The following is a 20023-nucleotide window of genomic DNA, read 5'->3' on the forward strand; positions in this document are numbered from 1 at the left end:
GAGATCGGAAGGAACGGAAGGAACGGAAGGAACGGGAGGAGCGGTCGGGTGCTCGCGGCGGCCGCGTGAGGAGGGCTCAGGCCGGGTCGACGGGCGTCTCCGCCTGCCAGGCGGTGAAGAGCGGAACCTCGCCGTCGGCGGGGAGCACGACGATGCCGAACGGGCGGTCGAAGGCGAGTTCCAGGACCCGCCGGGGCTGCGGGGGCGCACTGCCGAACCGCATGGCGACCGCCGTCACCGCCACGGCCTCCACGCCCTCCTCGGCGACCTTCAGCACGGCCTCCTGGACGACGGCGGAGACGGAGAGCGGTACGGGCGAGAGACCGGAGAAGTCCGCCGCGTCGGAGGTGGCCAGCAGGACGCCGAGCGCGGGGAGCTGCCCGGTGACGTCGACGCGCGTACGGAGGGTGAGGCGCGGCAGCGCGATGCTCACCCGGTCCGCCTCCGGCGGGGTGCCCGCCGCCCGGTCCGCCCATCCGGCGGGCAGCACCCGGCCGGCGCTCGCGCCCGGCTCGCCCAGGACGAACCTGACCCGGGCCCCGGCGCCGTCCGACCCGGCGGCACAGCGCAGCTCGACGACGTACGTACCGTCCACCGCCCACACGTCGGCGGGCGCCACGTCCTTGGTCATCGTCGGCACCGGGCGGGTCGTCCCGGACGTGTCCGTGAACGGCAGCTCCCGGGTCCGCCCGGCGTCGAAGGGCTTCTCCCAGCGGGCCTTCAGCGCCAGGACGTTGACCAGGGCGAGGAGGGTCTCGTCGGTGATCTTCAGGGGCAGCCGTTCGATCAGCCCGCCCGTCACCTCGCGCACCCAGGCGTCGACGGACGCCGGGTCCATCGCGTCGAAGCGGACGTCGGGCAGCGCCTCGCGGTACGCGCGCTCCACCGGCACCCGGCTCCACACCCGGGTCGCCACCCCCAGCGCCCCGGTCAGCGCCAGCTCCCGGGCCACCGCCGTCACGGCGGGCGCCGCCTCCCGGTCCGCCGTACCGAGGAGCGCCCGCAGCTCCCGGGCGGTCCCGCCGCGCGCCCCGGCGGCCACGGCGGCCAGCGCGAGCCACAGCCCGGCGGGCGAGCGGACGAAGCTGTCCCCGTCCCCCGGCTTCCCGGTGGCCGGGGCGTCCCGTATCCAGCGGTCGGCGAGGTGCTGGACGGCCCGGGCCCTCGCTGCGGCGTCGATGGTGCTGGTGTCGGTAGTGCTGGTGGTGGTGTCGGTGGTGGTGGTAGTGCCGCTGCGACTGTCGGTGCCGGTCTTCGGTCGGTTCACTGCTGCCCCCTGGGGATAATCGCGTCGCCCACTGCTCGTGCGGGAGCAAGAATGCCCCACATGGCCTGGACCGTGACCGCCGAACGATTCGACTCCCCCGACGCGACGACGCTGCGCCGCGACTACTACGACGAGGTCGCCAGCCGCTACTGGCAGCGGCCCGCCACCGACGCGGAGATAGCCGAGGGGCTCGCCGACGACGGCGCCGACCTGCTGCTGCCGCCGACCGGCCAGTTCGTCGTCGGCCGCCACGAGGGCAAGGCCGCGAGCTGCGCCGGGCTGGTGGTGACGGAGGAGGCCGCGCCGGGTACGGCAGAGCTGACGCGGGTCTACGTACGGCCGGAGTTCCGTGGGACGGGGGGCGGCGGGCTGCTGCTGGCCGCGATCGAGGAGGAGGCGCGGGCGCTCGGGGTGCGGCTGCTCCGGCTGGACACCCGTCTCGACCTGGTCGAGGCGCGGGGGCTGTACGCGAAGCACGGTTACGGGGAGGTGGAGGCCTTCCACCGGCGCAACCCGTACGCGGAGGTCTGGTTCGCGAAGAAGCTGTGAGTTCGCGAAGGGGGTGTGACTTCGCGAAGGAGGTGTGAGTTCGCGAAGGAGCTGTGAGAGGGGCGTCGAGGCCGGTCGTCCTGGGAGATCCGTCCCGTACCGACCCGTCCCGGCGGGGCCTCAGGGCCGGTGGCCGCGCCGGTCCGGGTGATCCCTGTCGTCCTGGCCCCGGCCCCGGTCCCCGTGACGACCGCGCCCCCGCCGGTCCGGGTGGTCGATGTCGTGGTGCCAGTCCGCCGCGTGGTCGCGCGGCGGGGCCGGCATGTGCGGGCGCTCCTTGCTCGACCCGCTGACCTCGGCCGTCAGTTCGGCGACGAGCTTGACCAGGTCGGTGGGGCGCTCGGGCCCCCACCAGTCCCCCAGCAGCTCCGCGAGGGAGTCCTCCCGGGCCTGGGAGAGCCGGACGACGGCCTCGGCCCCCTCGTCGGTCAGGATCATCTGGAGCCCCTCGCGCCGGGCCAGCCCGCGCTCCTCCACCTGCCGGGCCGCATCCGTGATCACCCGCAGCGGTACGGGGGCCACCTCCGCGAGCCGCGCGGGCTCGACCGTGCCGTGCCGCTTGATCCGCAGCAGCAGCCAGCTCGCGGCGGGCAACAGGTCGTACCCGGCGCGCGCGGTGATCTTCTCGTAGATCTCCCGGCGCCCCTCACGGGTGGCCAGCACCGAGAGTGCGCGGGCGCACTCGTCGTACGAGGACCGCTCGACGGGGTTCGAGGCGAGCGTCTGGCTGGTGTCGGGGGCGGTCACCGAGCCCCGGAGCTTGTCCTCCCGCAGGAACCAGGCCAGCACGAAGGCGACGAGGACGACGGGGGCCGCGTACAGGAAGACGTCCGTGATGGAGGTGGAGTACGCGTCCAGGATGGTCGGGCGCAGGTCGGCCGGGAGCATCTGGATGGCCCGGGGGTCGGCCGCCAGCCGGTCGGCGTCGACGCCCGGCGGCAGGGAGCGGCCCGCGAGCGCGCTGTCGAGCTGGCCGGTGAGCCGGTTGGTGAAGACGGTGCCGAAGATGGCCACGCCGAACGAGGCGCCGATGGAGCGGAAGAAGGTGGCGCCGGAGGTGGCGACGCCGAGGTCCCGGTAGGAGACCGCGTTCTGCACGACGAGGACGAGGACCTGCATGACCAGGCCGAGCCCCGCACCGAAGACGAAGAAGGAGAGGCTCATCTCCCAGGTGGAGCTGGCCGGGGAGAGCCGGTGGAGCAGGAGCAGTCCGGCGGCGGTGAGGGCGGTGCCCGCGAGCGGGAAGACCTTCCAGCGGCCGGTGCGGCTGACGATCTGGCCGGAGCCGGTCGAGGTGAGCAGCATGCCGAGGACCATCGGCAGCATGTGCACACCGGACATGGTCGGCGTGATGTCGTGGACCACCTGGAGGAAGGTGGGCAGGTAGGTCATCGCACCGAACATCGCGAAGCCGACGACGAAGCTGATCACGGCGACGAGGCTGAAGGTCCTGATCCGGAAGAGCTTCAGCGGCAGCACCGGTTCCGCCGCCCGCCGCTCGACGGCGACGAACGCGACCAGCAGCACGGCGGCGAGCACCGCCAGCGCGATGATCTGCGCCGATCCCCAGGCCCAGGTCGTACCGCCGAGGGAGGCGACGAGGATCAGGCAGGTGGCGACGGAGGCGATGAGGAAGGTGCCGAGATAGTCGATGGTGTGCTTCTCGCGGTGGACCGGGATGTGCAGTACGGCCGCGATGACGAGCAGGGCGACGACGCCGATCGGCAGGTTGATGTAGAACACCCAGCGCCAGCTGAGGGCTTCGGTGAAGAACCCGCCGAGCAGCGGCCCGAGCACGCTCGTCACGCCGAAGACGGCACCGAACAGGCCCTGGTACTTGCCGCGTTCGCGCGGGGTGACGAGGTCGCCGACGATCGCCATCGAGAGCACCATGAGCCCGCCGCCGCCGAGCCCCTGGAGGGCGCGGAAGCCGATGAGCTGGGGCATGTTCTGGGCCATGCCGCAGAGGGCGGAGCCGATCAGGAAAATGACGATCGCGGTCTGGAAGAGCTTCTTGCGGCCGTACTGGTCGCCGAGCTTGCCCCAGAGCGGGGTCGCGGCCGTAGCCGCCAGCAGATAGGCGGTGACCACCCAGGAGAGGTGGTCCATGCCGCCGAGTTCGCTGACGATCGTCGGCAGCGCGGTGGAGACGATGGTCTGATCGAGTGCCGCGAGCAGCATGCCGAGGAGCAGCGCGCCGATCGCCACCAGGACGGTCCGGCGGGACTGTCCCTCGCCGGGGGCCATGGGCGGCGGGCTCAGCTGCTGGGCCATGGACATCTCCTAGATCCGCTGATCCACTACACCCCCATCCTGGACGTTCTGCCCTGTTATGGCCTGCCGAGTGCCGTTTGTGTCCTGCCGGGCAGTACCGGGGGGCATTGGGCTTCGCCGGAGCGGGCTGCATAATCGCAGGCAGTTCAAGGGAGGGGACCCACGATGACCGGACACGCATGCCCGGAGTGCGGCAGACGGACGGCGAGCGAGCCCGGTACGGAACACCGGGTGCCCTGCCGGTGCGGTGCCGACACGGGTACGGCGCAGCTCACGGGGGACGAGCTGCGCGCCGCCCGCTCGGCGGAGATGGCGGCGGCGGAGGACTTCGACCCGCTGCGGATCAGGCCGTACGTGACGCTGGGGGACGCGTCCGCGGGTGACGTCGGGGCCGCGGGGGCCACGTACGGCAGAGCGCAGGAGGCCGGGGCCGACGGGCCCCGGGGAGCCAAAGGGCCGACTGCCGGTGGACCCGCGCAGGAAGGTTTCGGCGACGACGACGCCACCATGCCGCTCCATCTGGGCGGCACCCCGGGCTCCCCCGCAGGCCCGGGCATGGACTCCCGTACGGACATGGGCGCGGATTCCCGTACGGGCATGGGCTCGGACTCTCGTACGGGCATGGGTACGGGCCCCGGTTTCGGTGCCGACCCCGCCTTCGGGGCGGGTGCTCAGGGCGTCGACCCCGTGCAGCCGCGCCGGAGGCGCCCCTTCGCAGCCCTGGCCGTGGGGGCGGCCGTGGCGGCGGTGGTCGGCACGGCGGCCTTCGCCGGGGGGCTCTTCAGCGGGGACGGGAGCCAGGACGAGGCGCTGCCGGAGGCGACCACGAGCGCCCCGGACACGACGGATGAACCGGCGGCCTCCGTCGCCCCGTCCCCCTCCCCCTCGGCCGCTCCCTCCCGTACCGCATCCGCCTCACCCACCCCCTCCACCCCGTCCGCCTCGCCGTCCCCCTCCGCCTCGCCCTCGGAGAGCGCGTCGCCCAGCCCGACCGCCTCCGCCCCGGCGACGCCGAGCGCGGGCGCCCCGTCCGCACCGGAGACCGGCAGCCCGGACCCGGTCCCGCCGTCCGCCGCCCCGCCCGCGGAGCTGGCCCCCTCCTCTCTGCGCCAGGGCGACCAGGGCCCGCAGGTGGCCGAGTTGCAGAACCGGCTCATGGAGGTATGGCTGTACGGCGGCCCGGTGGACGGAAAATTCAACCACCAGGTGATGAACGGCGTAAGGATCTACCAGTCGTATCAGGCGATCCAGGGCGACCCACCCGGCGTGTACGGGCCGAACACCCGGCGCGCGCTGGAGGCGGAGACGACCGGGCGGGGGCGCGACTGACCGGCCGCGCGAGCCCTTCAGGCAGGGGCGGACCCCGAGCCCTTCAGGCGGGGGCGAACCTACGGGTCGGACCTGCGGGATTGGCTTTCCGGCCCAGGTTTTTGTATGTTCGTGGAACAAAGTAGCTCCCGCCCGCACTCCCTGACCGGCGGGCGGGGCTGCTCTTGTACCGAGCACCCCGCCGTACTGAGCACCCCGCTGTACCGAGCACCCCCGCGTCACCGCACCACCATCCCCCCGCGTTCTGGAGCCAGCCGATGTCGGCCACCGTCCTCACCGCAAGCGCCCTCCTCTTGGACATGGACGGCACCCTCGTGAACTCCGACGCGGTCGTGGAGCGCTGCTGGCGCCGCTGGGCCCTCAGGCACGGACTGGACCCCGAGGCGGCACTGAAGGTGGTCCACGGCCGTCAGGGGTACGCCACGATGGCCGTCCTGCTCCCGGACCGCCCCGTCGAGGAGAACTACGCGGACAACCGCGCGATGCTCGCCGAGGAGACCGCCGATGTCGACGGCGTGGTCCCGATCGGTGGCGCCGCAGCGTTCATGGCCGCGATCGCCGACCTCCCGCACGCCTTGGTGACCTCGGCCGACAGCGCCCTCGCGACGGCCCGGATGGGCGCGGCCGCACTGCCGATGCCCGCCGTCCGCGTCACCGCCGAGCAGGTCGGCGCCAGCAAGCCGGACCCCGAGGGCTTCCTCAAGGGCGCGGCGGAGCTGGGCTTCGACCCGGCGGACTGCATCGTGTTCGAGGACTCCGAGGCGGGCATCGCGGCGGGCCGGGCGGCCGGGATGCGGGTCATGGGCGTCGGCCCGCGCGCGGCGGCGCTGGCACCGGACGTGCACGTCGAGGACCTGACGCGGGTACGGGTGGAGGCGGCCGAGGACGGCCGGATCCGCCTGCACATCAGCGGGGCCTGAGCCCGCCCCGCTCTCACTCCCGGTGCAGCAGCCCCCGCGCGACCAGTTCCAGCACCGCCGCGACGGCCACCACCTGCACCGCCATCAGCGCCACCAGGACGAAGAGCTGCACGGCACCCGCCTCCACCGGTGAGGCGCCGCCCAGCAGCATGCCCACGAACGCCCCCGGCAACGTGACGAGCCCCACCGTCCGCGTCTGGTCGAGCCCCGGCAGCAGCGCGTCCGAGGCCGCGGGCCGCACGATCTCCAGCCGGGCGTCCCGGTCCAGCATCCCGAGGGCCATCCCCGCCTCCACCTCCCCGTAACGGGTGGTGAGTTCGTCCAGCGCGCGCCGCCCACCGAGTACGGTCGCGGTGAGCGCCCCTCCGATGAGGATGCCCGCCACCGGGATGAGCGCCAGGCCCCGGACCGGCACGAGCCCGGTGACCAGCAGCAGCCCGACCACCGGGAGCGCCCCCGCCGCGATCGGCACGGCCGCCCACCACCAGGTGCGGTTGCGGGTGATACGGCGCCCCGCCGTCCAGGCCGCCACGGCGAACATCAGCGCCACGAAGCCGAGCAGCGGCCCCAGATGGCGGGCCACCCAGCCGATGAGCAGGGAGACCGCGCCGAGTTGGGCCGCGGCCCGTACCCCCGCCACGAGGATCTCGCGGGAGCGCCCCAGCCGGGCCCGCGCGGCGACGGCGGCCGCGAAGAGCAGCAGACCGGCGAGGACGACCCCGAGGGCCGGTGAGACGGGAAGCAGCACGCGGCAACGATAGAACCGCCCGGCCGTCGGCACGCCCCCGGCACACCCACTGACGGACGCACCCCCGGCAGACGGACCGACGGTTCAACTCCCCCCGCACGCCCGGCGGTCGGTTCACCTCCACGGACCCCGTCACACCCCTTGATATGACATGCCCATGTCGTCACGCTGTTACCTGGTGCCCACCCCACCGAAACCTGGCGCCGCCACGCTGGTCGGGCTCCACATGCCGCCCGCCCAAGCACCCCCCACGCCAAGGGAGTTCGCATGTCCGGTATCTACGCGCGTCGCTCACTCGTCGCCGCAACCGCCACCCTCGCCGCCACCTCCGTACTGCTCACCGCCCCGACCGCGCAGGCCGCGCTCCCCACCCCGGTCAGCGCGGCGACCGCACGCACCTACCTCGGCCAGCTCACCGTCGGCGCCGAGGGCTCGTCCAGCGGCTACAGCCGCGACAAGTTCCCGCACTGGATCACCCAGTCGGGGACCTGCAACACCCGCGAGGTGGTCCTCAAGCGCGACGGCACGAACGTCCAGCAGAACGCCTCCTGCGCCGCCGTCAGCGGCAGTTGGTACTCGCAGTACGACGGCGCCACCTGGAGCGCCGCCTCCGACGTCGACATCGACCACGTGATCCCGCTCGCCGAGGCCTGGCGCTCCGGCGCGAGCAGCTGGACCAACGCCCAACGGCAGTCCTTCGCCAACGACCTGACCCGCCCCCAGCTCATCGCGGTCACCGACAACGTCAACCAGGCCAAGGGCGACAAGGACCCGGCCAAGTGGATGCCCCCGCGCGCCGCGTACAAGTGCACCTACGCCCGCGCATGGGTGCACGTGAAGCACTACTACGGCCTGAGCGTGGACGCCAACGAGAAGAGCGCCCTGCAGACAGCACTCAACGGCTGCTGACCGCACCCACCGACCGGCCGACGCCCCCGCCGCACCCCGGCCACCGCGACCCGGCGACCGCACCCCGGCCACCGCGACCCGGCCACGGGCCCGCCGGAACGCGTGCGCCCTTCCTCGTCGTTCTGTACGTTACGGAGCCCATCCGTGACGTGAGCACGAGGCGCGAGGAGCGAGGCGCGAGGAGGGCACGACATGGCCGGACTGCGTCTGGGGCCACTGCTGCGGTACGTCGACCAGGAGTCCGGTACCACCGCGACCGTCTGGGCCGAGGCGAGCCGTCCGTGCACCGTGGAGGTCCGGTGCGCGGACGGCGCCTCGGGGGCGGCCCCGACCTTCGCGGTGGCCGGGCACCACTACGCGCTGGTGGTCGTGGAGGGGCTGACGCCCGGCTCGACCACGACGTACGAGGTGCGGATCGGGAGCCGGCGCGTCTGGCCGCCCGAGGACTCCCGCCACCCGCCCAGCACCATCACCACACCCCCGTCGGCCCAGGAACCGCGCGAGCTCCGGATCTCGTTCGGCTCGTGCCGCTGGGCCGCCTCCCCCGGTGCCGGTACCGGCCACGACCCGGCGGGCCCGGACGCGCTGGTCACCCTGGCCGCCCACCTCGCCGCCGACCCGGCCGCTCAACGCCCCGACGTACTCCTCCTGCTCGGCGACCAGGTGTACGCGGACGAGACGTCCGGGGCGACGCGGCGCAGGCTCGCGGCCCGGCGCGATCTGCGCGAGCCGCCGGGCGCGGAGGTCGCGGACTACGACGAGTACACCTGCCTGTACGACGAATCGTGGCGCGACCCCGACGTCCGCTGGCTGCTCTCCACCGTGCCGAGCTGCATGATCTTCGACGACCATGACGTCATCGACGACTGGAACACCAGCGCCGCCTGGCAGGAGCAGATCCGCGCCACGCCCTGGTGGCACGAACGGATCGTCAGCGGACTGATGTCGTACTGGGTCTACCAGCACCTGGGCAACCTCTCCCCCGCCGAACTGGCCGCCGACCCCGTGTACGCGGCGGTCCGCGCCTCCCCCGACGGCACCGAGGCGCTGCGCCGGTTCGCCGCGGAGACCGACGCGGATCCCGCCCGGACCCGCTGGAGCTACCAGCGCATTTTCGGCCGAGTACAACTGCTGATGGTCGACACCCGGGCGGCCCGCGTCCTGGACGAGGGGCGGCGGGCGATGCTGGATGAGGACGAGGCCCGCTGGCTCCGCGAGAGGGTGCTGTCGGACCCCTCCGCGTACGACCACGTCCTGATCGGCAGCTCGCTGCCGTGGCTGCTGCCGCCGCTCGTCCACGACGCGGAGACCTGGAACGCGGCCCTGTGCTCGGGCTCCCGGGGCAGGCGGTGGGCCCGGTTCGGCGAGCGGCTGCGCCGCGCGGCCGATCTGGAGCACTGGGCCGCGTTCCCGGATTCCTTCGGGCGGTTCACGGAGCTGCTCCGCCGGGCGGGGAGCGGGCCGGACGCCCCGGCGACGGTATGTGTGCTGTCCGGGGACGTGCACCACGCCTACATCGCCGAGCCCCACTGGCCCGTGTCCACCCCCGGCGGCGCCCCGGAGGCCCGCGTCCTCCAGCTGACGTGCTCGCCCGCGCACAACGCGGTGCCCCGGTCGATCCGGCTGGGTTTCCGCTTCGGCTGGAGCCGGGCGGGCCGGCGCATCGGCCGGATGCTGACGCGCCACGGACGTACGGAGCGCTCACCGGTGACCTGGAGCAGGGTGGGCGGCCCCTGGTTCGGCAATCAGCTCATGACGTTGACGTTACATGGCCGGAACTCTGCGCTGACATTGGTCCAGGCCAAGTCGATCGGCAGGGACGACCAGCTAAGGAGCGTTCTTGAGCGTTCACTCACCGGCGAGAGCTAGACGATTTTCAGCCACACGACCAAATGTTGAACTTGCAAGTACTAGTGAGGTGTCCCTAACCTGAGGCGCTCAGTCGGTTCACGTCCCCACCCAGACCGAAGGAGCCACCCCCCATGCTCATCCGCCTGAACGCGGCCCAGCCCTACGCACTCGGCCTTTTCCGCTTCGTCATCGGCCTGATCTTCGCCATCCACGGCGCCTCCTCCCTCTTCGGAGTGTTCAACGGCCGGGACACGGAGGTCGGAGCCTGGCCGGGCTGGTACGCCGCCCTGATCCAGCTGGTCTGCGGCACGTTCGTGGCTCTTGGCCTCGGCACCCGTATCGCCGCCTTCCTGGCCTCCGGCTCGATGGCCTACGCGTACTTCGTGGTCCACCAGCCCGAGGCGCTCACCCCGGTGGAGAACGGCGGCGAGACATCGGCCATCTTCTGCTGGGCGTTCCTGCTGCTGGTCTTCACCGGCCCGGGCGCCCTGGCCCTGGACCGGCTCTTCAAGGAGCGGAACACGCAGGCCCCGGCCGACGAGACCCGGCGGGAGCAGTCACCGGCCGTATCGGTCTGACGCACACCGGTACCGGCGGTACGTCGATACGCCGGTACATCGGTACATCGGTACGCCGATACATCGGTACATCGGTACATAGACACTTCCCGGGACTCCGGCAGAGCCCCCACCGGCGCCGACCCGGTGGCCGGGCCCCCGGACGGTACGGTGCCCCGCTCCTCGCGCGACGGTCGCGCGGGGACGGGGCACCGCCGTACTCCCCGTACTCCCCGTCCTGGCACTCCCTACGCCGAGAACGGCACCGTGAAGCAGGCCACCCGCTTCCCCGCGCCGCCCTGCACATCGTGGATGATCACCGACCGGGCACCGCCGTCGCGGAACCCCCAGTCGTGCCGCGCCTCCGCCGTGGCGTCACCGTTCCGGTCGGTGCGGAAGTCCAGCCACACCTCGTTGACCGGGTCCGCGGTGGGCAAGGTCCGGTGCTGATAGTGCGGCCCCGCCGACGCGGGGTCGGCTCCACAGGGTGAGGTGTGCACGTGCATCCCGTACGCGCGGTTCGGGACGAGGCCCCGGAGCCGGGTGGAGACGCGGGTGGCGGACCGGTCCGCGTACTGCGTGACCTCGATCCGCGCGGCGGCCGGCACGAGGCCGGTGTCGTATGTCAGGGCGTCGGACGGGACGAAGGAGCCGGGCGGGGAGAAGACCCCGTCGACCCGCATCCAGAGGCCACCGCTCCGCGAGGCACCACCGACCGGCCCCGCCTCCCCAGCGGCCCCGCCCGCTTCTGCGGCGGCCCCGCCCGCCTCTCCGGTGCCGCTTGCCTTCCCCGCGCTGTGGGCCGCGTGCCCTGGCTGCTGACCTGCGTGCTGCTCTGCGTGCTGCCCTGCCTGCTGACCTGCGTGCCCTGCGCCGTCCGGGCCGGGCGCGCCGCCCGAACCGTCCGCCGCGCCGTGAGCGATGGAGACACCTCCGGTGAGCAGGAGCAGGGCGACCGCCCCGACCAGCACCCGGCGCCGCCTCCGTACCCGGCCCACCTCGCCCGTCTCGCCTGCCGCTCCTCCTCCCCCTTCGCCTGCCGCTCCCGCCGCCTGGTCCGCTTCCGCCGCCCGGTCCGCTTCCGCCGCCTGGTCCGCCCGTGCCGTCATACGCTGCCGCTCCTCGCTCGTACCGGTCGTTTCGCCTCCTTAACGCGCGTACCGCCCGCGAGGTGTACGTGACGCGCGGAACATCACCCGACCCTGAGGGATCTGCGCGGAACCCTCACGCGTACGCTGTACAGCTGAACCTGCCGCCCATGCCGCTCCCCTGCGACGTCGCGGCGTTGACACGATCGGGGAGTACACGGGTGCTTGAGAGTGTGGGCGCACTGACCAGCAGCCCATGGATCTACGTGGTGGTCGGCGTCTCGGTGCTCCTGGACGTCTTTCTGCCCCTGCTGCCCAGCGGGGTCCTCGTGATCACCGCCGCCACCGCGGCCGCCGCGGGCTCCACCGGTGTCAACGGTGTCGGCAGCGGTGAGGTGCCCTCGCTCGTCGTCCTCATCCTCTGCGCGGCCACCGCGTCGGTGCTCGGCGACCTCGTCGCGTACCGCCTCGCCTGGCGTGGAGGCGACCGGCTGGACCGGGCGATCGCCCGCTCACGCCGTCTCACCCGAGCGCAGGAACGTCTCGGCGTCGCCCTGAGCCGGGGCGGCGGCGCGCTCGTCGTCATCGCCCGGTTCGCGCCCGCCGGACGGTCGGTGGTCTCCCTCGGGGCGGGCGCCGCCCACCGCAGGGTGCGGGACTTCCTTCCGTGGTCGGCCCTGGCGGGCCTGGCCTGGGCGGGCTACAGCGTGGGGCTCGGCTACTTCGGGGGCCGGTGGCTCGGTTCGACCTGGTTCGGGACGGCCGTCTCGGTGCTGGCCCTGTTCATGGCGGGCGCGCTGGCCGCGTTCGTCGTGAAGCGGCCGGCCGGCCGACGGGCCGCCATGACCAAGGTGCAGGCGAAGGCGCAGGCGCTCCAGGGCTCCGCCGTGCCGTCCATACCGTCTGTACCGTCCGCGCCGGGAGCTGTGCCCGCACAGGCCTCGGCGTCCCGGACGGTCCCGGGCTCCGCTTCCGGCCAGACGAGCGGCCCCGCCCCGGTCACGGCACCGGCGCCGGTCTCCCCCTGAGCTTCCTCCCGGGGCGGCTCAGCCTCCGGCGGTGCTCCGGCCCGCGGCGGCTCCCCGTATCTCCAGGCCGTCCAGCAGCTTCATCGTGGCTGCGGTGATCTCGTCGACGGCACGGTCGAACACCTCCCGGTTGTGCGCGGCGGGCGCACGGAAGCCGGACACCTTGCGCACGTACTGAAGGGCTGCGGCCCGCATGTCCTCCTCGGTGGCCTCTTCGGGGAGGGCGGGCGGTCGAAGGGTCTTGATACTGCGGCACATGACTCCAGTGTGGACCGCCCCACTGACAACGGCCCCTCCCTCATCCCCCCACCCGCTCGACGGCGGGGATCTCGTAGCTCCCGTCGAGGACGGCGGCCCCCGGCGTGTACAGCCGCAACATCGGTCGGAAGTCCCCGGCGGGCGCCGGAAGCCAGTTCGCCGCCCGCTCGGGGTCGGCGGGCCGCTCCCGGGACACGTACAGGGTGAGCGAGCCGTCGTCCGCGTGGACGAGGCCGGGTGTACGGTCCCCGATCGAGTACCGGCCGGCCGGGTTCTCGACCAGGTAGTAGTCCGGGGTGCCGTACATGGTCACCGACCAGAACGCCTCGGCGGGCGGCGGCTGAGGGAAACGCAGTACGTAGGAGTGCGCCCCGTTCAGCTGCCGTCCCTCGCTGTCCTGGAAGGTCTGGGCGTACACCGCCTCGTACCCGTGGTTCCCCCACAGCCCGATCCGGGCCGCCACCGCGCGCGCCAGGTAGGAGTCCTCGCGGTCGGCGATCCGCCACTCCGGCGAGTTCATCGTGCCCACGCCGAAGTGGTCCAGGTTGTAGTCGAAGAGGTGCGGGTTCAGGTCCCAGCTCCCCGGCCTCCTACCCCCGTCAGCGCCCCCACCGACGCCCCCGCCCCCACCACCGCCGCCGCTCACCCCGGCGCGGCTGACCCCCTCGACCCGGGCCCGCCCGCGCTCCAGCCCCTTCGCCAGCGCCTCGACGAGAGCCGGCTCGGCGCCCGCGTACGGCGACGGCCCCTCCTCCAGGAGCCCCAGCGGCTGGAACCGGTCCTGGTACGCCTGGTCGGCCGAGGACGGCGGGAAGTCGGCCATCCACACCCGCAGCCGCTCGAAGAAGCCCAGCTCCTCCGGTACGCCCGGCTCCGGCGCGGGCAGCCCCGTGCGGTGGGGCCTGCCGTCGAGCGGGGTGAGGGTGAACCGCTCCTGGAGGGCCCGGACGCGCTCCAGGTCCTCGGGGCCGTCGCAGGCGTTGCGCCCGGCGACGGTCACCACGGAGGTGGGCGCGTCGATGACCCCGCGTACGCCGTCGGGGACGCTGCCGGACCAGCCGGGCGGCACGATCAGCCACTCACCCTCGCCGGTACCGGTGGCGCGCCGGCCGACGTACGCGAAGTTGTTCGTCCACGCGTCGACGAACTGGAGCACGTAGTACGCGCCGCCCGTGTCCGGGACGTGGAGGCGCAGCGGCCCGCCGGACAGGTCGAGCTGGGCGACGGAGTAGAGGGTGTCGTTGTTGACGGAGACGAACTCCGTACGGTGGTCGGCGAGGTGCCCGGAGTGGGCGAACCGGTTGAAGGGCGCGGCCGCCATCGCGCCGAACCCCTCGTGGAGCGAGGTCCGGACCATGGAGAGGTCGTGGACGAGGGGGGACCCGTAGACGTACGCCTCGGCGGCGAGGTCCACGAGCCCCGTCCCGGCCTTGTCGGCCACCTCAGAACACCGGCTTGGAGCGGTCGGTGCACAGGGCCCAGATGATGAAGACGTCGATGGCGATGGTGACGATGGCCCAGATCGGCGTGTACGGGAGCCACATGAAGTTGACGATCAGGTTCAGGGAGACCAGGGCGATGCCCACGGCCCGGGCCCAGGTCGCGCCCTTGAGGATGCCCCAGCCGACGAAGATCAGGACCACGCCGAGGATGAGGTGGATCCATCCCCATGTGGTGACGTTGAACTTGAAGACGTAGTCGTTGACCGCCGCGTAGACGTCGTTGGTGGCGATCCCCGCGATGCCCTTGATCACCCCGAGGACACCGTCGACGAGGAGCAGGAAACCGGCGAAGAGCGTTCCGCCGCCGGCCCACGGGTTACCGGTGTCGTCGCCGGAGGCGGCGGGTCGGGAGGCGCCGGGCGTGGATGCGGTGGACTGGGACATGAGGACTCCTCGGCCGGGGCAGACGCGGGCGCCTGCGGTCCTGACCTGCGCTGATGGTGTGTGCAGATCAGCTTCGACGTTCCTCGCAGCCCGTCGGCCGAGCCACCTGGACGCACCCATTCGGGTGACGGTCACGGACACACGGACACACGGACTCACGGGTTCAGGAATTCACGGGCCCACGGGCTCACGGGCTCACAAGGCGGGACGGACTCACGCCCAGGTGTCGAGATCGCCCCCGCGCCATTCGATCAGTCCGGGCCGGTCCAGCTCGATGACCTCGTCCGGCCCCGGCGCGAACCCGGCGGCCCGCAACAACGCGGCCACCTCACCCCGCCCGTGCGCCAGCCCCACGATCTGCCCGTGCACGGTGACGCGCCGCGCTCCGGTCGCGGAGGGCGGATGAACGATCACAGGCGGATGCGCGGCCATGTCTCCACGGTGCCTTGGGCACTGCGGGAGCGCATCCCGGGAGGGGACGCCCGCTGCCGCGCGGGAGCGGGCCGGAACGCTCTCAACGGCGGCGGCCCGCGTCCCCGGTGGCACAGCCGACACAGGTGGTCGCCGCCGGCCGCACCTCCAGGCGCGCGGCCGGAATGGGCTCACCGCACGCCTCGCAGCATCCGTAGTCACCCGTCTCCAGCCGTTCCACGGCCAGGTCCAGCTCGGCCAGGTGCTCGCGCGCCCGCGCCAGCAGGGCCACGACGTGGGCCCGCTCGAAAGCGGTGCTCGCTCCCTCGGGGTCGTGCTCGTCGTCGACGGCCACCAGGGCGTTCGCCTCGACGATGGCCTCGAAGTCGCGGCTCAGCGCCGCCATCTGTTCGGCCGTTCCGACGCGTTCGGCCACGAGACGCTCCCGTACCGCTGCACGCTCGGACGGGGTGTACGGGGAGCCACGGGTGCTGTCGGTCACCCACTGAACAACGCCGGACCGGGAGCGGCCATTCCGGGCCGCTCCCCCTGAGGGTCCGCTGCTGGGGGTCTGCTACTGGAGTCTGCTGCTGGGGTCCGCTGCTGGGGGTCTGCTGCGAACCCTCGCTGAAACGGACGGACCAGGCGTAACCACTGAGGGTGTCGTGCGGGACCTGCAGGATGGGGCCTGGGGATGAGGGCTAGCGAGCGGCAGTGTCCGACGGTCCCGCGTGACCACCGGGCTCCTGCCCGTCCTGGGGAGTGCGGCCCGGCGCCGGACGCCCGCGCCTCTCCCGCACCACGAAGAACGCCGCCACGGCCGCCATCATCAGGAAGAGCAGGGCGGCCCCGCCAAAGAGCACCGTCACCACGGCTGCGCCGCCGCCCCAGAGATCCCCTTCGAGGGCGACGGTCCGGGGATCGTCCGCCCGGTGGCGGATGGTCAGCGGGTCGCCGACCGAACGCTTGCCGGCGCCGCTGCCCACCGGCAGATCCGCCACGACGGTCCGGCCATCGGCCTCGAACTCGACCTTGCAGCGGCCCAGCATGCACGTCCCGCTCGTATGCATCGTCGCCTGAGCCCGCTCACCGTCCTGGAAGGAGCGCAGGTGCTGGGCCGCCGGAAACATCACCACCGCCACCCAGCCCAGGAGAAGCCCGAGCACCAGCGACCAGAGCAGGGCCGCACGAGGATTCGGCTGCTGCCCACTCGCGCTGGAGGCCGCTGCGTTCGCCTTGCCGTCCAGGTCTTTCGCCATCTGTTACGACACCCCCCGGCTGTCGTCGCCGCCCACCGTTCCTGTCCCCACCCACCGTCAACGCCCCCGCAGCGGCTCGCTGCGGGGGCGTTGACGGTGGACACTGGTGGGCGCGGACGGTTTCGAACCGCCGACATCTGCTTTGTAAGTTCGGCCGGAGGTAGTTGAGGGCCCTGGCGGGCCCGGTCGCGGCTGCCGTCCAGGGCTCTCCGGGGCTGCCGTTGTGCGCCGACGTTGATGTCGGCCGTGGATGTCAGCTCACGGGTTAGGCATCTGCTCGTCGGCTGCCCTGCGCGGTCGCGTCAAAGCCACTGCGGCGCGCCTGTCGTCAGCGTGCTTCTGCTCTATCGAGGCTCGCAACTCCGCAGGAGTCGGCCATGGCGCGCGCCGGTGGATCATGCGGTGACAGTTGGCGCAGATGAGGGCGAGATCGCTGAGCTTGGTACGGCCCTCCCCCGCTACGTGGAGCGGAAGAACGTGATGGCACTCGATGTACCCGGCACCGCGGTCCCCGTAGATCTTCTCGAAGTCGAAGCCGCACGCCTCACAAGCGAGCTGTCCGCCACGCTGAAGAACCGAAGCGATCTTCTTCTTGCGCAGGCTCTTGTTCCGTTCACGCGCCCGGTGCCGCCGCATGAGCAGACGCCCCTCGGGCGCGCTGTAGTCGTCGCCGAACTCCTCGTCCTCAGTCGGCGCGAAGGACTGCAACTCGCCAGTCGCGATCCCCTGACGGATCAGCCGCGCGGCCTCCGTCATCTCCTGCGGTCGGGCAAGGAACTCATGCAGCACAGCCACATCCAGCGCGCCGCCGTTGGTGGGCTTCCCCCGGTAGTCCGGGTGGCGAGTGGCGATGTCGAACGTCTTGCGCGCCACTCCGTTCGGGTTACGGAACTTCTCGTTGCGCTCCGCCTCGACATGGATCGGAAGCAACTGGAGTAGGTCGGACAGCTCAACCACACTCGCGTCCTGAGCATCCAGCCCCTTCCAGCCGTTCTCCATCACAAGCTGACAGGCAAGAATGATCTCGTCCCGAACCCAATCGGGATTCTTGACGGCCTTGATCTGAAAGCCCGCCCGCCTCAGCCACGCCGCGGCGTGCTCCTTGCCTCCGCTGAACTCATCAGGCCTAAGAGGTCGCCCCTGGTCCCAGTGGTGGGCCACCCCAGCTATGGCCTTGGAGTCGTACTCCTGCCCGTCGTGCACCACGACGTACGAGCGCGCCTCGCCAAAGCCGTACTTTGCCAGGAACGCATCCCGGCCTAACTCGTCATACTCAGCAATGGCCTTGAGGATGGATTCCTGCGTGATCGCTCCTTTGTGCATGGCGGCAGCGTACGGCCCGCTGCTGACATCCACCTGCCCCCAGACCCGATCGATTCAGGCCACCGTGCGCCTCTCCACGCTCCGTATGCCCTCTTGCGTAGCTCACCCCCAGCCTGCACGGTTCTGCTGCACGCTGCTCGACACTCAGGTGCCACAAAGAGGGGGGCGGTAGGCCATGGCAACCGTGACAGGGTGGGCCGAGAGGACCTTCGGTGACACCGCAGGACCCTTGGCCGACCTGATCCCTTCCAGCTTGGTTCGTGCACATGCCCGAGCCCGTAACGGCCATGAGGGGGTGCACACACAGACCTTGGAGGCATACGGGCACGGTCTGTACGCCGCGCAGTACGAAGAACTGGAAGTCGGCCTCGCCTCACTCCCTGCAGCCACGCCCGTGCGCTTACAGGGGCGGACGCTCATGATCCTTGGCGGTCATGTGATCTATCCGCTCCGCTATGCGAAGAAGGACGTGCCCGTCACGGCGGCACGACTGCGACGGGCCACAGGCTTCCGTGCCGACCTGATACGCCGACATGGTCCCGAGCCCATGCAACAAGCTTTTGACCTGGGGCTTGACGAGCTGGACGAGCAAGAGTCCCATCCTGACCTAGCGCTGCTGTCAGAGGACGTCAAGCTAGTACTCGTCGCTTACGCCTGCTCCATGGCTTCTGGCGTCATGCGCATTGAGTGGGGCTCCGCTGAGTTGCGCCGCGAGGACCGCTACCTCGTCTGGCACCACCACGAGCCGCTTCGCCTACCGCCACGGCAAGAAACACCCCATCTTGCCTGACGTTCATCCCCGGACGGTAACCCGTCTCGTCTGGGCACCACCGCTTCGAGCGCGTAGTTGATCTGTCACTAGCTGTCGCCTGCGGTCGCTCCTAGTTGACCCCGCACGGCCTATGGACGTCCCGGACACGGGGCGCGAGACGCCTGCGGGCAAGGAGAGCACCACCCAAAGAACCCCTCACGACGATTGCGCGTCATAATTGGACGTGACAAGGTCCCAACATGACGCTACTATGGTCACAGTCGACGATCTAGGGGTTGCATATGACTGTCTACGCGTTCTGGAACAACAAGGGCGGCACCGGCAAGACGAGCCTGTGCTTCCAATCGATCTGCTTCTACGCCAACGAGCATCCCGATGAGCGAATCCTGGCAATCGATGTCTGCCCCCAGGCAAATCTGTCCGAGTTGTTTCTTGGTGGGCTCGCGAACGACGGCAGCGCGAAACTGCTCGCCCGCCAGGGGGAGATGCCTCGCGCGACGATCGGCGGCTACTTCCAGCAGAGGCTCCCCTCGCCCTACTCCGCACCCAACTTGTCGCCGCTCGACTTCGTGACAAAGCCCAGCGACTACAACCAGTCGGTGCCCGAGAACATCGACCTCGTGTGCGGCGATCCGCTGCTGGAGCTCCAGGCAAATGCGATCTCGACTCTGGCCAACAACCAGATTCCGGGAACAAATGCTTGGTTGTCGGTGATCGACTGGATTCGCGACCTACTGGAACCAATCAAGGATCAGTACGACACAATCTTCGTCGACTGCAATCCAAGCTTCTCGATCTACACGCAGATCGCTCTATCTGCGGTGGATCGCCTGATTCTCCCGGTCATGGCGGACGACTCTTCGCGGCGCGCCATCCAGAACGCTTTCTCTCTGGTGTACGGACTGAAACTTCCCTCGGACATCTACGCCACCTACGCGTTTGCGACGCGCCTGAAGGCAGCGGACCGGGAGCTACCGCGAGTGCACGCGATCGCTAAGAATCGCCTCACTCAGTACATGGGGCCTGCATCGGCATACGCCGCCGTTCTCCGCTCGATCGATGGCGACATCAGTAAGTTGCTGCAGAGCAACCCCGAGATCTTCACTTTCGAGAACCGGGCCGACGGAGTGGTTGACATTCGCGACTTCCAGACCACTGGTGTCGTCGCATTCGCTCGCGGATGCCCGTTGTACGGCTTGCAGGCCGGGCGCCTGGACGTGATGGGTCATAGGGTTTCCGTACACGAGGACTACAGGCAGAACTGTGTCGCCGCCATGAACGAGCTGACGTCGATGCTGTAACCGACGAGGGGGGACGGGTGACTTTTTATCACCCACCCCGGCTCCCATCCCGTCCGCCTTCGACCCACACGTCGTGGAGCGGTCGTGGTTCAGGGCGTCAAGGTGGAGCGCGCCACTGTACGAACGACCTTGACGCCCTGGGCCGCGACTGCTCGGCTCTGCCTGGGTCGAAGGCGGTCGGGATGGGAGCCCCACGACGCTCGCCCCGCTCCGGCCGGCACTCGCGAACGGCGCCCCTCCCCTCCCGGAGTCTGAGCGCCCCCGCCGGAGGCATCCTCTTGAAGCCGCGGGCT

At 71.2% G+C, this 20023-nt stretch carries 20 protein-coding genes; 9 read left to right on the top strand and 11 right to left on the bottom strand.

Annotated features, from left to right (window positions below):
* Positions 1-76: 76 nt before the first annotated feature.
* A complete protein-coding gene (locus ACFW9Z_RS00810) occupies positions 77-1180 on the bottom strand; it encodes a serpin family protein (RefSeq protein ID WP_384633343.1) in 1104 nt (367 codons plus the stop codon).
* 147 nt (positions 1181-1327) lie between these two features.
* On the opposite strand from ACFW9Z_RS00810, the gene ACFW9Z_RS00815 reads away from it, so the two are divergent.
* Positions 1328-1816, top strand: a complete 489-nt coding sequence (locus ACFW9Z_RS00815; protein ID WP_384632238.1) for a GNAT family N-acetyltransferase — start codon at positions 1328-1330, stop codon at positions 1814-1816.
* A 120-nt stretch (positions 1817-1936) separates the two neighbouring features.
* Here the strand turns inward: ACFW9Z_RS00815 and ACFW9Z_RS00820 are convergent, their stop codons facing one another.
* Entirely contained in the window at positions 1937-4090 is a 2154-nt protein-coding gene (locus tag ACFW9Z_RS00820) for a DHA2 family efflux MFS transporter permease subunit (protein WP_384632241.1), read from the bottom strand.
* Between the two features lie 165 nt (positions 4091-4255).
* Here ACFW9Z_RS00820 and ACFW9Z_RS00825 point away from each other — a divergent pair, with 165 nt between their 5' ends.
* Positions 4256-5419 (top strand): peptidoglycan-binding protein, encoded by a 1164-nt coding sequence (locus ACFW9Z_RS00825; protein WP_384632244.1) that lies wholly within the window; start codon positions 4256-4258, stop codon positions 5417-5419.
* Positions 5420-5676: 257 nt separating this feature from the next.
* A complete protein-coding gene (locus ACFW9Z_RS00830) occupies positions 5677-6339 on the top strand; it encodes an HAD-IA family hydrolase (protein WP_384632246.1) in 663 nt (220 codons plus the stop codon).
* Between the two features lie 13 nt (positions 6340-6352).
* Here ACFW9Z_RS00830 and ACFW9Z_RS00835 read toward each other — a convergent pair whose 3' ends face one another.
* The gene (locus tag ACFW9Z_RS00835; protein ID WP_384632249.1) at positions 6353-7087 is read right to left on the bottom strand and encodes an ABC transporter permease; all 735 of its coding nucleotides are present in this window, start codon (positions 7085-7087) and stop codon (positions 6353-6355) included.
* Between the two features lie 267 nt (positions 7088-7354).
* Here ACFW9Z_RS00835 and ACFW9Z_RS00840 point away from each other — a divergent pair, with 267 nt between their 5' ends.
* The 3 genes from ACFW9Z_RS00840 to ACFW9Z_RS00850 all read left to right on the top strand — a co-directional run bounded on the left by ACFW9Z_RS00840 (position 7355) and on the right by ACFW9Z_RS00850 (position 10425).
* The gene (locus ACFW9Z_RS00840; RefSeq protein WP_384632252.1) at positions 7355-7996 is read left to right on the top strand and encodes a DUF1524 domain-containing protein; all 642 of its coding nucleotides are present in this window, start codon (positions 7355-7357) and stop codon (positions 7994-7996) included.
* Positions 7997-8188: 192 nt separating this feature from the next.
* Positions 8189-9865, top strand: coding sequence for an alkaline phosphatase D family protein (locus ACFW9Z_RS00845; RefSeq protein WP_384632255.1), 1677 nt, complete (start codon positions 8189-8191; stop codon positions 9863-9865).
* 113 nt (positions 9866-9978) lie between these two features.
* Positions 9979-10425, top strand: a complete 447-nt coding sequence (locus ACFW9Z_RS00850) for a DoxX family protein (protein ID WP_384632258.1) — start codon at positions 9979-9981, stop codon at positions 10423-10425.
* A gap of 227 nt (positions 10426-10652) precedes the next feature.
* Here ACFW9Z_RS00850 and ACFW9Z_RS00855 read toward each other — a convergent pair whose 3' ends face one another.
* The gene (locus ACFW9Z_RS00855) at positions 10653-11513 is read right to left on the bottom strand and encodes a superoxide dismutase family protein (RefSeq protein ID WP_384632261.1); all 861 of its coding nucleotides are present in this window, start codon (positions 11511-11513) and stop codon (positions 10653-10655) included.
* Positions 11514-11713: 200 nt separating this feature from the next.
* On the opposite strand from ACFW9Z_RS00855, the gene ACFW9Z_RS00860 reads away from it, so the two are divergent.
* Positions 11714-12520 carry a DedA family protein gene (locus ACFW9Z_RS00860; protein ID WP_384632264.1) on the top strand — a complete coding sequence of 269 codons (807 nt, stop codon included), beginning with the start codon at positions 11714-11716 and terminating at the stop codon, positions 12518-12520.
* A gap of 18 nt (positions 12521-12538) precedes the next feature.
* Here the strand turns inward: ACFW9Z_RS00860 and ACFW9Z_RS00865 are convergent, their stop codons facing one another.
* The 7 genes from ACFW9Z_RS00865 to ACFW9Z_RS00895 all read right to left on the bottom strand — a co-directional run bounded on the left by ACFW9Z_RS00865 (position 12539) and on the right by ACFW9Z_RS00895 (position 17657).
* Positions 12539-12778 carry a DUF2277 domain-containing protein gene (locus ACFW9Z_RS00865; RefSeq protein WP_384632267.1) on the bottom strand — a complete coding sequence of 80 codons (240 nt, stop codon included), beginning with the start codon at positions 12776-12778 and terminating at the stop codon, positions 12539-12541.
* 40 nt (positions 12779-12818) lie between these two features.
* Positions 12819-14219, bottom strand: coding sequence for a DUF1254 domain-containing protein (locus tag ACFW9Z_RS00870; protein ID WP_384632269.1), 1401 nt, complete (start codon positions 14217-14219; stop codon positions 12819-12821).
* Position 14220: 1 nt separating this feature from the next.
* Complete coding sequence (locus tag ACFW9Z_RS00875) at positions 14221-14664, bottom strand: hypothetical protein (protein WP_384632272.1); 444 nt, start codon at positions 14662-14664, stop codon at positions 14221-14223.
* 213 nt (positions 14665-14877) lie between these two features.
* Positions 14878-15096 carry a hypothetical protein gene (locus tag ACFW9Z_RS00880; RefSeq protein ID WP_384632275.1) on the bottom strand — a complete coding sequence of 73 codons (219 nt, stop codon included), beginning with the start codon at positions 15094-15096 and terminating at the stop codon, positions 14878-14880.
* A gap of 82 nt (positions 15097-15178) precedes the next feature.
* Positions 15179-15577 (bottom strand): TraR/DksA family transcriptional regulator, encoded by a 399-nt coding sequence (locus tag ACFW9Z_RS00885; RefSeq protein WP_384632278.1) that lies wholly within the window; start codon positions 15575-15577, stop codon positions 15179-15181.
* Positions 15578-15776: 199 nt separating this feature from the next.
* A complete protein-coding gene (locus tag ACFW9Z_RS00890; RefSeq protein WP_384632281.1) occupies positions 15777-16334 on the bottom strand; it encodes a DUF3592 domain-containing protein in 558 nt (185 codons plus the stop codon).
* Between the two features lie 258 nt (positions 16335-16592).
* Positions 16593-17657, bottom strand: coding sequence for an HNH endonuclease (locus tag ACFW9Z_RS00895; RefSeq protein WP_112492617.1), 1065 nt, complete (start codon positions 17655-17657; stop codon positions 16593-16595).
* A 175-nt stretch (positions 17658-17832) separates the two neighbouring features.
* Between ACFW9Z_RS00895 and ACFW9Z_RS00900 the strand changes: the two genes are divergently transcribed.
* Positions 17833-18447: a hypothetical protein gene (locus tag ACFW9Z_RS00900; protein WP_112491634.1), complete on the top strand. Its 615-nt coding sequence runs from the start codon at positions 17833-17835 to the stop codon at positions 18445-18447.
* A 263-nt stretch (positions 18448-18710) separates the two neighbouring features.
* A complete protein-coding gene (locus ACFW9Z_RS00905; RefSeq protein ID WP_175511950.1) occupies positions 18711-19730 on the top strand; it encodes a ParA family protein in 1020 nt (339 codons plus the stop codon).
* The last annotated feature ends 293 nt before the right edge of the window (positions 19731-20023 follow it).

Origin of the sequence: Streptomyces sp. NPDC059452 (assembly GCF_042750035.1) — a bacterium.
Lineage (GTDB): Bacteria > Actinomycetota > Actinomycetes > Streptomycetales > Streptomycetaceae > Streptomyces.

Coding starts and splice junctions, on each gene's coding strand:
- ACFW9Z_RS00815 (WP_384632238.1), top strand. CDS start 1,328: ATGGCCTGGACCGTGACCGCCGAACGATTCGACTCCCCCGACGCGACG.
- ACFW9Z_RS00820 (WP_384632241.1), bottom strand. CDS start 4,090: ATGGCCCAGCAGCTGAGCCCGCCGCCCATGGCCCCCGGCGAGGGACAG.
- ACFW9Z_RS00825 (WP_384632244.1), top strand. CDS start 4,256: ATGACCGGACACGCATGCCCGGAGTGCGGCAGACGGACGGCGAGCGAG.
- ACFW9Z_RS00830 (WP_384632246.1), top strand. CDS start 5,677: ATGTCGGCCACCGTCCTCACCGCAAGCGCCCTCCTCTTGGACATGGAC.
- ACFW9Z_RS00840 (WP_384632252.1), top strand. CDS start 7,355: ATGTCCGGTATCTACGCGCGTCGCTCACTCGTCGCCGCAACCGCCACC.
- ACFW9Z_RS00845 (WP_384632255.1), top strand. CDS start 8,189: ATGGCCGGACTGCGTCTGGGGCCACTGCTGCGGTACGTCGACCAGGAG.
- ACFW9Z_RS00850 (WP_384632258.1), top strand. CDS start 9,979: ATGCTCATCCGCCTGAACGCGGCCCAGCCCTACGCACTCGGCCTTTTC.
- ACFW9Z_RS00855 (WP_384632261.1), bottom strand. CDS start 11,513: ATGACGGCACGGGCGGACCAGGCGGCGGAAGCGGACCGGGCGGCGGAA.
- ACFW9Z_RS00865 (WP_384632267.1), bottom strand. CDS start 12,778: ATGTGCCGCAGTATCAAGACCCTTCGACCGCCCGCCCTCCCCGAAGAG.
- ACFW9Z_RS00875 (WP_384632272.1), bottom strand. CDS start 14,664: ATGTCCCAGTCCACCGCATCCACGCCCGGCGCCTCCCGACCCGCCGCC.
- ACFW9Z_RS00880 (WP_384632275.1), bottom strand. CDS start 15,096: ATGGCCGCGCATCCGCCTGTGATCGTTCATCCGCCCTCCGCGACCGGA.
- ACFW9Z_RS00890 (WP_384632281.1), bottom strand. CDS start 16,334: ATGGCGAAAGACCTGGACGGCAAGGCGAACGCAGCGGCCTCCAGCGCG.
- ACFW9Z_RS00895 (WP_112492617.1), bottom strand. CDS start 17,657: ATGCACAAAGGAGCGATCACGCAGGAATCCATCCTCAAGGCCATTGCT.
- ACFW9Z_RS00900 (WP_112491634.1), top strand. CDS start 17,833: ATGGCAACCGTGACAGGGTGGGCCGAGAGGACCTTCGGTGACACCGCA.
- ACFW9Z_RS00905 (WP_175511950.1), top strand. CDS start 18,711: ATGACTGTCTACGCGTTCTGGAACAACAAGGGCGGCACCGGCAAGACG.